The following is a 13,180-nucleotide window of genomic DNA, read 5'->3' as shown; positions in this document are numbered from 1 at the left end:
AGAAAAATATAACAATCTGTAAGATTTTGTTATTAGTGATTCATAATTCGCAATTTTTTACTAATTTTGCGCCCTAAAAAATTAAAGCAGAAAGATGATAAAGCTATTGTATACGTGGGCTTTTTTCTTGTTAGCAACACTCTCGGTTATTGCACAGAATATAGAAGTCACAGGGACTATAAAAGATGAGAAAGGCGAGCCTATAATAGGTGCTGTTGTTCTTGTAAAAGGGACACAAAGAGGAACCTCAGCAGATATGGACGGGAATTATACTATCCAAGCCAAAGTGGGAGAAACATTGAGTTTTTCGACCTTAGGAATGCAGACGGTAGAGCGGAAAGTAACCGCTACAACCAAGCAATTGAACATAGTGCTTAAAGAAGATGTAGAAGAGCTTGAGGAGTTAGTGGTTACGGGCTATGGAGCTCCTAAGATAGCGCGAGTCGTACTGTAGCACAAGTAGAACAAGTACAAGGCAAAGACATTGCACAAGCTCCTACTGCCAACGTAACCGATGCCTTGCAAGGACGTATTGCGGGTTTGGTGATTAATAATACTAATGGTAGCAGTAGTGGCTCCCAAATCACTATTCACGGTTTCAATGACTTCCAAGGAGCTTTTACAGGAAAAACAGGCATTAACAATATAGATCCTTTAGTGATAATGGATGGGGTAGCTGTAAGTGCTAACACTCTCAACACCTTTAATGCTAACGACTTTGAAAGCGTTACCGTACTCAAAGACGCTGCCTCTACTTCTATCTATGGAGCGCGTGCTGCCAATGGCGTCATACTCATTACTACCAAAAAAGGTCGCAGAAATGAGCGTGTATGAACGTCACTATCAGTCACCAGTTAGGATTTTCAGCTCTTACCAATGCCAGCCGTAAGTTCTTCGATAATATGATGTCCCCTCGTGAGTATTTGGAATTTTGGGGGCAAAGAGACCCTCGTTCTGTTCGTAACGTAGCTGGAATTACTGGTACTACTGAGGCCGATACTCAAGCTGCCGTAGAAAAAATATTAGCCGAGAACCCTTATAACACTCGTTAGGATAAAATCTTCTTCCGTGATTTTGTGCCATTGAACCGTACTGATGTATCGGTTTCAGGAGGGTCTAACAACACTTCCTACTACATTTCATTAGGCCATTTTACTCAAGAAGGTTCTAATAATCCAGCTTCTAACCATACGCGCTATACCCTCAATGGTAGCATTGATACCCAAATTACCCAATGGCTGAAAATGGGACTATCATTTGCTGCAGGACATAACGAGCGCGAAGGAAGTGGTAACGATAGTAATGCAAGGGTAACTGCTTTACCTTTGTACTCCCCTACCAATCCTGATGGCACTCGAAAAGACTATATTTCTAACATCACAAGAAGTAGTTCTTCAGGATTTTATCACCCTGAGTACTATGCTGAAAAGCACCCCTCTTTTAGCTTAGGAGATGATTTTTTGCCCAGTATGTACCTCACTATTGAACCTATTAAAAATCTCATTTTTAAAACGCAAGGAGGTATACAGTACTCTTATAGCCAAAATGAAAATAAAGAATTGCCTTCTTTTATAAATTATCGCCAACGCAATCCTGCACCTATTACCAATCCATCTACCTCTTATAGTAGCAATAGGTCGCTGAGAAAAACACTCACCATACCTTAGAATACCGATTTAGATTGGGTAAACATCATAGCTTCAATGCCCTCTTAGGTCAAGAATCTGTTGAAAATAGTGCTGAAGGCATTTCAATAGTTACTTATGGACAACCTGCAGATGGACTTTCTATGATTTCTCACGGCAATAAAAATAAGTCTATAGACAACAGCAAAACTGTGAGCACTTTAAACTCTTTCTTTAGCCGATTAGAGTACTCCTATGACAGTAAGTTTTTCTTAGATTTATCTGCCCGCCGTGATGGCTCATCAGCTTTTGGTCGCAATAACCAATATGGTAATTTCTGGGCAATAGGGGCAATGTGGAAAATCAAACAAGAGAACTTCCTCAAAGATGTAAAATGGCTTACCGACTTGAACTTGCGCTTCAGTACGGGTAGCTCAGGTAACGCAGGTGCAGGAAGTTACAACCACCTTACTACTATTGAGGCCGACTATTACTATGATCAAAAAACTGCCTACTCTATCTACAGGTTAGGAAATCCTAATTTAGGATGGGAAAAACAGCGAAAAACTTCTGTAGGTGTCAATGGTTTAACCGAAGCACTTCGTTAAGTGTTGATTACTATGACCGTGAAACTTATGAAATGCTCACCAGCCGAATAATCAATACGGTGAGTGGTTTTACTCAGCTCTTTGATAATGCAGGTGGAATGCGAAACCGTGGTGTCGATATTACCTTGTCATCAGTGGTTTATAAAAGTCCTAATGAAGACCTCTCCATTCGCCCTTACTTTAACCTCAATTACAATAAACAAGAACTCACCTCCCTTTTCACCGATAGAGAATGGTTTGTAGCATCAGGGCGTGGACTTGGTTATAAATTAGGACGTCCGTTAGAATGGGCTGCTGTGATCCGCAAAGGTGTAAACCCCACTACAGGTCAAACTGAATACTACGTGCCTGGCGAAGACCGTATGGAACAAGTAACTGATGATAACAACGTAACCAGTACTTATAATGCTGCCAATTTGATACAAACTACCGGTAAGAAAATGCAGGCTCCTATCAATGGTGGGTTCGGTTGGAATATAGGCTATAAAACTTTTACCTTAGATATGGCCTTCTCTTTCTCATTGGGCAAATGGATGAGAAATGAAGACGTAATGTATACAGAAAACCCTGGCCGATTTGGCGCTTACAACCTCAGTCGTAATGTCCTCGACTATTGGAAACAAGCAGGCGATGACACCCGCCTCCCAAGAATCAATAGCAGCATATTCGTTCAATCTAACGACTCTTGATTGATTCAAGACGCTTCGTTTATGCGACTCAAAAGCATTTCACTCAGCTATCGCTTACCTAAAGAAGTGATCGACCAAATTAAACTTTTCCAAGGTTTGCGCCTCTATGCAACGGCTCGTAATATCTTTACTCTTACCAAATATGAAGGTGCCGACCCCGAGTTCGGAAGCGCAATTTCATTAGGCGGATACCCTCCTTCACGCCAATTTACCTTAGGAGTAGAACTTAGTTTTTAATACACAAAAAATAATGAAAAAAATATATCAAATATGCCTTGCGGTAGCTGTAACACTCTCTGTAACCAGCTGCTTCAAACTCGACCAAGAACCTTATGTAGAGTTAAGCCAAAAAAACTCATTCCAAACCCCTCAAGACGCTCAGTTTTGGGTTAACGGAATGTACAATAATTTAAGAGCTAATTTCTACGGAAGCGCTATGTATGCTTCCGATATCCAAACCGATTATTTGAATTTAGCACGCCGCTCTGGCGATACTGATATCCAAAGAGATTTGCACAACTGGTCTCTACTCACCTCGTCCAATGCTACGCTTCTGTCAATCTGGCAAAGATATTTTAGAGCAATACAAGATATCAATATGGCTATTGAAGGTATTCCTTCTATTCCTATCTCTACACAATATACTGCCTCCGAAACCGCTCAAATCAATCGCAATATGGGGGAACTATACTTAGGAAGAGCCTTCTATCACGCCTATTTGCTCACCCATTATTGCCTTTTTAACGACCAGAGTTCCGCTTATGGATTGCCTATAATGGATCACTTTATGACAAGTGATTTCCCCGCGCGTAGCTCTGTAAGTGAAACATTTGATTTTATCTTAGCCGATATCACTCGTGCCGAAAATCTCTTAAGTAACGTAACAGGAACCCCTGGATTGTATACCTTTTCTAAAGATGCCGCAACAGCCCTCAAAGCGCGTGTAATGCTCTACAAAGGTGATTGGGCAGGTGCTTATGCTGCCGCTACCAGCTTGATAACCGCAAACAGATACCCCCTCACCACCACCGAAAGCGCCCTTACTACCGTATGGGCTAATGACGGCTCTGCCGAAAGTATTACCCTTTTAGTAGCAAGATACGCTGTAGGAAGTGAAGCTGAACTGCCTGAAAGGATGAATGTCTATATAGGTGAAGAAAAAAGCTATATCACAGGGCTTGTAGTCAATTATTTCCCTATTATGATTCCTACACAAACTTTTGTAGATCTCTTCGACTCTGCTGATATCAGGAAAAATGTATATATAAAAGATTTGTGGGCAAACTACGGCTCAACCAGATATTCAAACATCTATTTAGCTTATAAATTTCCCGATAACGATGTCTTGAAAAATAGTCCAAGAGATGACCCTTCCTACTTGCACCGTCCTAAAATCTTCCGCGTAGCCGAGCAATACCTCATTGCCGCCGAAGCCGCTTATAGGTTGGGTGACCAAACCAATGCACAAACCTATTTGAACCAACTCCGTACCGCTCGCGGTATCGGTAGCGTTACCTATAGCGATTTGTGGACTGAAATACAAAACGAGCGCAGCCGTGAACTTTGCTTTGAAGGCTATCGTATGATTGATATCAAACGTTGGGGATTGGGCATAGTACGTGGCACCCCTCAAAACGTCAATCTTTTAGTAAACGATGACCCTACAAACCTATACGAACTGAACGTACCAGCAGGAAATGCTCAACTTTACAAACTCTCTTGGCCACTTCCTCCTGATGATGTTCAAAATGAAAACGGTAAATGGCAACAAAACCCAGGTTGGTAACCTAAATATAATAAAAAATAGGCTGTCTAAGATTTTTAGACAGCCTATTTATTTTATGTAATTTCTATTTTATTTCCAGAAGAAAAAGGCAATTACCGAGATAAAAATAACCGCTAATATATTCAGTACAAAGCCCGCTTTCACCATATCGCGTTGTCCTACTTTGCCAGTGCCATAAGCAATTGCGTTAGGCGGGGTAGCCACGGGCAACATAAAGGCACACGAAGCTCCCAAACCTATGATGAGTGCCAACCCCAGCGGATTGAGTCCCATATTTTCGGCTACCGAAATAAAGATAGGCACCAAAAGAGCTGCACTGGCCGTGTTGCTGGTGAACTCGGTGAGGAAGATAATAAAAGTAGCCACTACCAAACCGATGATGAAATAATTGCTATCGGCGATGAGGAATTGTACTGATTCCACCAAAGCTTTGCTCGCTCCTGATTGAGTGAGGATAACGCTTAATGAGAGTCCACCGCCGAAGAGCATTAGCACGCCCCAATCGGTGTGTTCTTGTATTTGTTTCCACTCGGCTACGCCAAATAAGCACACGAACACCGCAGCGATCATCGCTACTACTGCATCGAAATCTTTGATTTTTTCAATGCCCACAAGCGAAGTGAACGTCTCATTGATAGGGTCACCGAAAATCCAGCATAGGGCTGTAACGGCAAAAATGAGAATGGTGAGATATTGCTTGGTATTGAGCTTTTGACTTACCTGCTCGGTTTCTACTTTGAAGTTCAGTTTAGGGCGAAATACCACGTACATTGTGCCAATCATCAAAGGGAACAAACCTAAGAAAGTAGGCATCCCGTAGCGCAACCACTGGGCAAAAGTAATGTGTAATTGCGAAGCGACAATAGCATTCGGCGGACTGCCCACTAAGGTAGCCATCCCGCCTATACTCGCGCTATAGGCAATCCCCAAGATCACAAAGGCGTAAGTGCCCTTGTTGCTCTCGTAATCGATATTCTTGAGCAACCCGATAGCCAAAGGGATAATCATAGCTGCGGTGGCTGTATTGCTAATCCCCATAGAGAGCAAGGCTGTAACCAAAAAGAGAAGGAAAACCGCTAAGAGGAAGTTACCACGCGCCAAGGCAATCACCCTGTGAGCGATGTACTTGTCCAGTTGCTGTACACTAAGCGCTGTAGCAATGGCAAAACCTCCAAAGAAGAGGAAGATAGTAGGGTTGGCAAAGGCTTGCAACGCACTTTTAGTGGTTTCTAAGCCCAAGAGTATCGCCGCCACAGGCACTAAGAGTGCTGTGATGGTAATGTGAATGGCTTCGGTAAGCCACAAAATCGCTACAAAGGTCAATAAAGCCAAACCTTTGTTAGTAGGGTCTTCATAAGGAAGTACCGTATAGAGCAAGATGCTCACCGCCAAAGCGATGGCAATAATCACAGAACTTTTGATGTGTTTGGTTAGCATATTATTTAGGTTTTAGTTAATTTACTGTGGTATTAGGGATTTATTTTCACCGCGTACCCCATTCCTCTTCCGAGACAATTACAACCCCCTTTTGTAACAAGAGATTGTTCGGTAAACTAATTTCTTCACCTTCTGCAGTCTTCAAAAGGGTATAAAAAGATTTTATATCTACTATTTTAGCCTCAATAGGATAGTCCTTATCTAAAATCTTAATTATATTTCCTATCCTAAACGGAGAAGAGAAGAACACGATGATACCAGCTGTAATATTGCTCAGTATCGACCATTGGGCGAAGAACGCTACCCCTATAACGGTAAGCACCGAAGTGACGAACAGGAAGAGCTGTTCGGTTTTTATTCCCCAGATAGAAACGATTGTAAGAACAGCCAACGCATAGATAAAATAGTCAATATACTTCTTTACCAAATGAGTACGGTTCACACCTAATCCTGCGCGTTTGCCAAAGCGTTCAATGATAGAGTTCACCAAATAGCGTAAGGCGGTAAAGACCACCAAGGCAATGGCAGTAGCGATAATTTGGTATAGATAATTGTGTATATAGTCCATATTACTTCGCGATATTCACGGCGCGGGTTTCGCGGATGACCGTTACTTTCACTTGACCAGGATAGGTCATATCAGTTTGGATTTTTTGTGAAAGGTTGAATGATAGTTCAGCGGCTTTATCGTCGGTTACTTTTTCGCTTTCTACGATTACGCGCAACTCGCGACCGGCTTGGATAGCGTAAGCTTTCTTCACACCTTGGAAAGTGAAGGCAGCATCTTCGAGGTCTTTGAGGCGTTGGATATACGAATCAAGTACTTGACGGCGTGCTCCTGGACGAGCCCCGCTGATAGCGTCGCACACTTGTACGATAGGCGATAGCAATGAAGTCATTTCAATCTCGTCGTGGTGAGCCCCGATGGCGTTGCACACTTCGGGTTTTTCTCCGTATTTCTCAGCCCATTCCATACCGAGGAGTGCGTGAGGGGTTTCGGTTTCTACTTGAGGCACTTTCCCGATGTCGTGGAGGAGTCCGGCGCGTTTGGCGAGTTTAGGGTTCAAGCCCAATTCGGCAGCCATTACGCCACAGAGTTTGGCTACTTCGCGTGAGTGTTGCAAGAGGTTTTGACCGTAGGATGAACGGTACTTCATACGGCCTACGCATTTCACCAATTCGGGGTGCAAACCGTGGATACCGAGGTCGATCACGGTGCGTTTGCCTATTTCTACGATTTCTTCTTCTATTTGTTTGGTAGTTTTTTCTACCACTTCCTCAATGCGAGCAGGGTGGATACGGCCGTCGGTTACGAGTTTGTGCAATGAAAGGCGAGCGATTTCGCGGCGTACCGAGTCGAAGCAAGAGAGAATAATGGCTTCGGGGGTGTCATCTACGATAATTTCCACTCCAGTAGCAGCTTCAAGAGCGCGGATATTGCGACCTTCACGACCGATGATGCGACCTTTTACCTCGTCGGATTCGAGGTTGAATACTGATACACAATTGTCTACCGCTTCTTCAGTGCCTATGCGCTGAATGGTGTTGATGATGATTTTGCGCGCCTCTTGGTGAGCGGTGAGTTTGGCTTCTTCAATGGTATTTTGGATATATGCCATCGCATCGGCTTGGGCTTCACTGCGCAAGGAATCAGTGAGTTGCTTTTTAGCTTCTTCAGCTGACAAACCTGAGATAACTTCCAACTGTTGCACCTGACTTTTGTGTAAGCGGTCTATTTCTTCTTGTTTCTTGTCGAGCGAAAGCAAGCGGTGGTCAGCCTCTTGGTTTTTAGTCTCTAATTCGTCTTTTAGGCGTTTATTTTGTGCCAATTCATTAGACACTTGCGATTCCTTATCACGGATACGTTTCTCAGCCTCTGCCATTTTCTTATCTTTGGCATTAATTGTTTTTTCGTGTTCGGCTTTTAGTTCGAGAAACTTTTCTTTAGCTTGGAAAATTTTGTCTTTTTTAATATTTTCGCCTTCAGCTTTAGCGTTTTTCAGAAGAATGTCGGCTTCATTCTTAGCGTTGAGAATGATTTTTGAGGCATTCTTCTTTTCCAGCACTTTGGCGATGACAAACCCTATGGTTAGGGCAATGATAAAAACTGCAATACTTATAATAATTGTACTATCCATCTTTGTTGTTTAAAAAATAATATATTGATATAAAAAATGCCTATATTGATTAGAGTGTTTCACGTAAAACTCTGAAAAACAGGTTTAGGGATACTCAGTGGGGCAAGTATCCGGCTACGAAGACCGGCACGCTTTAGCCGCTGCAACTCACCCTTTTGTGAAATGTTAATGTTGAGTTTACCGAAAGGACAATCAATATAGGCAGTAAGTTTTCTATGTAAAAGAACGTGTGTTTAACCTATTTGGTTCAAGGTGTTATACACCTGCTTTAAGGTTTCTTTGAGGGCTTCATCTTCGTGTGTTTCATTTAGCTTGGCTTGTTCTATTTGCCTTGCCAAAGCGATAGCACACATTGCTAAAGCATCTTGTTTATCGCGCAATTCATAAACTGTTTCAAATTCTTGAATCATATCGTTTATTTTCTTGGCGGCTTTTCTAAATCCCTCTTCTTGTTGTGGAGCAATGGTTAAAGGATATAGCCTATCGGCTACCGAAAGTTTAATTCTCAATTCGTCCTGTTCCATTGCTATTGTTTTGTGAGCTGAGCAATACACGCATCTATTTCGCGAATGAGTGTATTGATTTTTAATTTGGTTTCTCTCTTGTGTTCTTTACTGCCCAATATACGGTTGGCGATGGCGAGTGTTTCGTTCTTCTCCTTTAGTGTAGCAATAGTGCCTTCAAGCGACTGTTTCTCACTGCGAAGCTCATCAATGGTGTGTTTTAGCTTGCCATTTTCATCCTTAAGACTATTGAATTTGGTTTGTAAGGCAATAGCTTTTTCTTCTAATAACGCTACCAATTGTTTTAAATCACTCATCAAACAGCGAACTTTGTATATTTGGGGCAAAAATACACTATTTTTTTTGAAAAAACAATTATTTTTAGTAAATAAATGAAACCTACAGGCGTAAAGTTTTCATAATCAGCATAAAAAAGGACTTCTATGTTTTAAAGAAAGTGATACCTGAGCTTCGTTATAAACAAAATCTCTTGTTTGTATTATACGTTGATAGTTTCTCACTGCTTAGCCTTAACTTTGCTATTTTGCCAATAAGTAATTTACCGCAGTAGCGGCTGCGTGTAATCCAAAAGCTGCTGGCATAAAGCTAATAGTGCCGTAAAACGATTTCTTATAATCTAAACCCTCGGTGCGTTGCATAGTATCTTTAGAAACGATTTCGGAAGAGAATACAGCTTTGATACCAGAGTGTATACGCTCGTTCTTGAGGCGTTTACGAATAAACTTCGCCAGCGGACAGTTATAGGTTTTCATAAGGTCGGTTACTTTAATTTGAGAGACATCGGTAGCGCCCCCCGCACCCATACAGCTCACGAGCTTTACGTGTTTGCGTTTAGCTGCAAGTATAAGGTTCAGCTTAGGGGTAATACTATCAATACAATCAATGACATAATCGAACTCTGGGGCTACGATTTCCCAAGCGCGCTCAGGGGTGAGAAATTCGTGAATGACGGTGAGTTTCAGCTTGGGGTTGATGTCGAGAAGGCGAGCTCTCATTACCTCGGTCTTTGCTTGCCCTACCGTAGAATGAAGCGCAGGCAACTGGCGATTGATATTAGAAAGGGCAACGGTATCACCATCGACAATGGTAAGAGCGCCCACGCCTGCACGAGCTACAAATTCGGCAGCATAGGAGCCCACACCTCCTAAGCCTACAATAAGGATATGGGCTTTCTGCAAAGTAGCGATGCCTTGTTGTTTAATTAAAAGTTCTGTACGTTCTAACCAATTATTGTTCATATTCAAAAAAAGCCCCATCGCAATGGAAGGGGCTTATAATTCACTTTGTACTTGCAAGCAAGTACACTTTTTACTTTTTAAACAATTCAGAATGACTCCCAAGCCTCATCAAATAAATTACTTTTTCTTCATTATCTTGTATCCATATAATAAGAAAGTCTCCTTCTATATGGCACTCTAAACAGCCTTTATATTGCCCTTTTAGATAATGAGGCTTCATATCATTAGGAATACCTTCTACTCCTTTCCTCTGTAAAATATCAATTACACTAAGAACTTTTTCAATCTTCTTAGAGCTATTGTTATATCTTTTTTTGTCTTTTTTGAAAGCTACAGTTGCTACAACATCAAAAATTATTTCTTCTTCTTCTTCAAAGCTGTTCATCATCTATATCTTTAAAAAGCTGTCTAACATCTTTATATCTTTTCATAAGGTGACCTTTTTCTTTCACCTCCAGAAAAGCGTTATGTGTTTCCTCGTTAGGAATAGCTGTTTCAATAGGATATGTCTTTTTTCCTTCTTTTTTACTCAAAAGAACTGTTTTTACTTTGAACTTTTCGAACAAACTTAAGAAAGTAGGAAAGTCAGCTTCTTTGATAGTTGCTTGTAATGTGATTGTATTCATAATACTACTATTTTTCGGCAAAAGTATAAAATCTTTTTTATTTAACAAAGTATTATTTACTTCTTCAAAAAAACCTGCTTATAATAAGGGGCTTTTACTCTTTTTAAGCACTAATATTTGTGTAAAAGATAAATTCCTAAATCTTCTTTACTCTTCTTTCGTGGCGACCGCCTTCAAAAGGGGTGTTGAGAAAAGTGTTGGCTATTTCTACGGCTTGTTCAATGGCTGTAAAGCGTGCGGGAATACTGAGCACATTGGCATCGTTATGGGCGCGGGCAAGAGCAGAGAGCTCTTTCGTCCAACATACCGCACATCGCACGTGTGGGTGCTTGTTAACCGTCATTGCAATGCCGTTACCACTACCGCAAATCACAATACCAAGGTCGGCTTTGTTTTCTTCTAAGGCTTTGGCTACTGCGTGACCAAAATCGGGGTAGTCTACACTTTCAGAAGTATCAGTTCCGCAGTTCAATACTTCTATGCCTTTGCTTTCCAAATTGGCTACAATGGCTTTTTTATAATCGACTCCAGCGTGGTCGTTTCCTATGGCTATTTTCATTTTTTTATAATTAAATTATTAATTGCTTTTTATGTATTGTTTGTAGGCTTCACGTAGGGCATCGGCTTGGGTTTTATTGGGGCTTTGGGTGTACATATCGTCGAAGTAAGCAAAAGACACTACTTTGGTTACTTTGGGGATAGAAAGAGCGGTGGTGAGCTGTTGTTTGACTCTATCGAAAGTGGCGGGATAGAAAGGTACCTGGCCATTAGGAGAGGCAAAAGTTTCGAGGTCTGACCAAAATACGCCTTTGTAGTTTTTGTTTTCCTCGAATAATCCGCGTTGGGCAGCTTCATAATAGCTGGCAAGGCGTTCGAGGGTTACGTGTTGTGCCCCTACCCCATCTTGTAACATTATGATTTGCAGGTTACTCTTAGCGAGTTCTGCCATAAAATGCTGTAACTGTTCGGGAGACGAAAGTGCACTGTTCCAAAAAGCAGCAATTGAAACAGGCTTATTATTCAGCTGGTGCAAATGATTGGAAATGGGATCTATAAAAACTTCTCTAAAGAGAGCGATTTTATCATCGGTATTATAGGCATAAGGCTCGGGTTCGTGTGGGATATACCAACCTTTGAAGGCTGGGTGAGCTCCAAACTGTTTCTGAATATCTGTGGCAATGGCAATACAATAGTTGGCTTGAGTTTGTAGCCACGCTCTATCGGTTTGATGTTGCCAATAACTTTCATCAAAGAGTAAGCCTATGTGTACTTCTATGCCCTTGCGCTGAGCTGAAGCAAGAATGCGTTGTAGGGTAGGTTTGATTTTGGTGGTAGTAAAGTTATTGTTTGAGTCGAACCAAGTGAGGTTATTAGAAGGATTTATATATCCTATGTATTGCACGATGAGGGTGTTCATACCCAAGTCTTTTATTTCGCCTAAGAAGCTATCCCATTGTGCTTCGCTCCAATCGCCTTTGCCAAAAAGCTGTACAAAGGTGCCTGTGAGGGCTTTTTTGTCTAAAGGAGAAGAAGGAAACTCAGGGAGCACACAGCCTCCTGGTTCAGAGTTATTAGTTTTGGTACAGGAGAGTGATAGCAAAGTACCTAAGATGGTGAGGAGTAAAAATATTTTTTTCATATTATTGATGTTTTTTTGGCAAAGGTAGGAAGTAATTAGGAAATGAGCAAATGAAAAGAGTCAAAAATAGTTATTGGGCTGTCGGATTTTTCGGATAATTCAGATAATTCAAAGGTGCGAGGTCGTAGCACGGTGCGAGGTCGTAGCACGACAGGCTGTAAAGGGGAGATTGGTTGGAGGAGTCGGACAAGTCGGACATTTCAGACTTGTTGGAGAAAGTTTCAAAAATTCTGAGGGGGTCTGAAGGAAATAACCTCCCCCTAATTCACTTACTCCGCTATCGCGGACAACCCTCAGAGAGGGGGAGTATGTGATGGAAAATGGGATATTGGCGTTGTAGAAAAAAACGAAGAAGTTCGGAAGAGAGTTTTTAGGTAAAAGATAAAAGTAAAAGGTAAAATGGGTATGGTTAGCTTATACAAAGCTTATAGGATGCTTATACGAATCTTGGACGATTGTTATACAAAGGGCATATAAGTAATTGATTCATACTGTAATACAATAATACTAAAAATGCCAATAATGGGGTTTCGAGGCGAAAGAAAGAGGAAGAGGTGTTAGGGTTGTGACAGTTATTATTGTTGTATAAACATCTTTTTAGTATTGTATAAACATCCCCCCTGCCCCCTCAAGGGGGGAGATGTGATGGAGAGAATCCGAGAAAAAAATGGAGAAAACCTCCCCCTATTCACATACTCTGCTCTCGCTGTGCACATACCCAGCTGTCGCTGGCGACCTCCAAAGGGGGAATGTAGCGACGGAAAGGGGAAGTGAAAAATTAATAGATTAGAAAATTAGTGAGAGAGACTTAGGGAGAGCTGTCGGACAGGGCAGAGGGGACGGACTTATCTAACGAGTGACTTGCTTATT

Annotated in this window: 11 protein-coding genes and 1 pseudogene; 2 read left to right on the top strand and 10 right to left on the bottom strand. The window is 41.6% G+C overall.

Annotated features, from left to right (window positions below; translation table 11 throughout):
- Positions 1 to 94: 94 nt before the first annotated feature.
- Both RCZ04_RS03845 and RCZ04_RS03840 read left to right on the top strand, forming a co-directional pair.
- Positions 95 to 3,159: pseudogene (locus RCZ04_RS03845) on the top strand (SusC/RagA family TonB-linked outer membrane protein).
- Positions 3,160 to 3,172: 13 nt separating this feature from the next.
- Positions 3,173 to 4,708 (top strand): RagB/SusD family nutrient uptake outer membrane protein, encoded by a 1,536-nt coding sequence (locus RCZ04_RS03840; RefSeq protein ID WP_460484635.1) that lies wholly within the window; start codon positions 3,173 to 3,175, stop codon positions 4,706 to 4,708.
- A gap of 69 nt (positions 4,709 to 4,777) precedes the next feature.
- On the opposite strand, the gene RCZ04_RS03835 is transcribed toward RCZ04_RS03840, so the two are convergent.
- The 10 genes from RCZ04_RS03835 to RCZ04_RS03790 form a co-directional block, all read right to left on the bottom strand.
- Positions 4,778 to 6,145, bottom strand: a complete 1,368-nt coding sequence (locus RCZ04_RS03835) for an SLC13 family permease (protein ID WP_460484634.1) — start codon at positions 6,143 to 6,145, stop codon at positions 4,778 to 4,780.
- 46 nt (positions 6,146 to 6,191) lie between these two features.
- Positions 6,192 to 6,713, bottom strand: a complete 522-nt coding sequence (locus tag RCZ04_RS03830; protein ID WP_460484633.1) for a mechanosensitive ion channel domain-containing protein — start codon at positions 6,711 to 6,713, stop codon at positions 6,192 to 6,194.
- A 1-nt stretch (position 6,714) separates the two neighbouring features.
- Complete coding sequence (gene rny, locus RCZ04_RS03825) at positions 6,715 to 8,283, bottom strand: ribonuclease Y (RefSeq protein WP_460484632.1); 1,569 nt, start codon at positions 8,281 to 8,283, stop codon at positions 6,715 to 6,717.
- A gap of 233 nt (positions 8,284 to 8,516) precedes the next feature.
- Positions 8,517 to 8,807, bottom strand: a complete 291-nt coding sequence (locus tag RCZ04_RS03820; RefSeq protein ID WP_460484631.1) for a cell division protein ZapA — start codon at positions 8,805 to 8,807, stop codon at positions 8,517 to 8,519.
- A 2-nt stretch (positions 8,808 to 8,809) separates the two neighbouring features.
- The gene (locus RCZ04_RS03815) at positions 8,810 to 9,103 is read right to left on the bottom strand and encodes a hypothetical protein (RefSeq protein WP_460484630.1); all 294 of its coding nucleotides are present in this window, start codon (positions 9,101 to 9,103) and stop codon (positions 8,810 to 8,812) included.
- A gap of 222 nt (positions 9,104 to 9,325) precedes the next feature.
- Positions 9,326 to 10,045: a tRNA threonylcarbamoyladenosine dehydratase gene (locus RCZ04_RS03810; RefSeq protein ID WP_460484629.1), complete on the bottom strand. Its 720-nt coding sequence runs from the start codon at positions 10,043 to 10,045 to the stop codon at positions 9,326 to 9,328.
- 70 nt (positions 10,046 to 10,115) lie between these two features.
- The gene (locus RCZ04_RS03805) at positions 10,116 to 10,430 is read right to left on the bottom strand and encodes a type II toxin-antitoxin system YafQ family toxin (RefSeq protein WP_460484628.1); all 315 of its coding nucleotides are present in this window, start codon (positions 10,428 to 10,430) and stop codon (positions 10,116 to 10,118) included.
- Positions 10,417 to 10,671, bottom strand: a complete 255-nt coding sequence (locus RCZ04_RS03800) for an antitoxin (protein ID WP_460484627.1) — start codon at positions 10,669 to 10,671, stop codon at positions 10,417 to 10,419. The genes RCZ04_RS03805 and RCZ04_RS03800 overlap by 14 nt, the downstream gene beginning before the upstream one ends.
- A gap of 136 nt (positions 10,672 to 10,807) precedes the next feature.
- Positions 10,808 to 11,230, bottom strand: coding sequence for an RpiB/LacA/LacB family sugar-phosphate isomerase (rpiB, locus tag RCZ04_RS03795; RefSeq protein ID WP_460484626.1), 423 nt, complete (start codon positions 11,228 to 11,230; stop codon positions 10,808 to 10,810).
- 18 nt (positions 11,231 to 11,248) lie between these two features.
- Positions 11,249 to 12,310: a DUF4434 domain-containing protein gene (locus RCZ04_RS03790; RefSeq protein WP_460484625.1), complete on the bottom strand. Its 1,062-nt coding sequence runs from the start codon at positions 12,308 to 12,310 to the stop codon at positions 11,249 to 11,251.
- Positions 12,311 to 13,180 lie beyond the last annotated feature (870 nt).

The organism is Capnocytophaga sp. HP1101, from assembly GCF_054772415.1.
Note: the sequence above shows the minus strand (reverse complement) of the source record. Positions and strands in the feature narration are given on the sequence as shown.

What these genes read in the sequence shown, in the direction of transcription:
- RCZ04_RS03820 (WP_460484631.1), bottom strand. Translation starts at nt 8,807, where the DNA reads ATGGAACAGGACGAATTGAGAATTAAACTTTCGGTAGCCGATAGGCTA.
- RCZ04_RS03790 (WP_460484625.1), bottom strand. Translation starts at nt 12,310, where the DNA reads ATGAAAAAAATATTTTTACTCCTCACCATCTTAGGTACTTTGCTATCA.
- RCZ04_RS03830 (WP_460484633.1), bottom strand. Translation starts at nt 6,713, where the DNA reads ATGGACTATATACACAATTATCTATACCAAATTATCGCTACTGCCATT.
- RCZ04_RS03835 (WP_460484634.1), bottom strand. Translation starts at nt 6,145, where the DNA reads ATGCTAACCAAACACATCAAAAGTTCTGTGATTATTGCCATCGCTTTG.
- RCZ04_RS03815 (WP_460484630.1), bottom strand. Translation starts at nt 9,103, where the DNA reads ATGAGTGATTTAAAACAATTGGTAGCGTTATTAGAAGAAAAAGCTATT.
- RCZ04_RS03810 (WP_460484629.1), bottom strand. Translation starts at nt 10,045, where the DNA reads ATGAACAATAATTGGTTAGAACGTACAGAACTTTTAATTAAACAACAA.
- RCZ04_RS03840 (WP_460484635.1), top strand. Translation starts at nt 3,173, where the DNA reads ATGAAAAAAATATATCAAATATGCCTTGCGGTAGCTGTAACACTCTCT.
- rny (WP_460484632.1), bottom strand. Translation starts at nt 8,283, where the DNA reads ATGGATAGTACAATTATTATAAGTATTGCAGTTTTTATCATTGCCCTA.
- RCZ04_RS03805 (WP_460484628.1), bottom strand. Translation starts at nt 10,430, where the DNA reads ATGAACAGCTTTGAAGAAGAAGAAGAAATAATTTTTGATGTTGTAGCA.
- rpiB (WP_460484626.1), bottom strand. Translation starts at nt 11,230, where the DNA reads ATGAAAATAGCCATAGGAAACGACCACGCTGGAGTCGATTATAAAAAA.
- RCZ04_RS03800 (WP_460484627.1), bottom strand. Translation starts at nt 10,671, where the DNA reads ATGAATACAATCACATTACAAGCAACTATCAAAGAAGCTGACTTTCCT.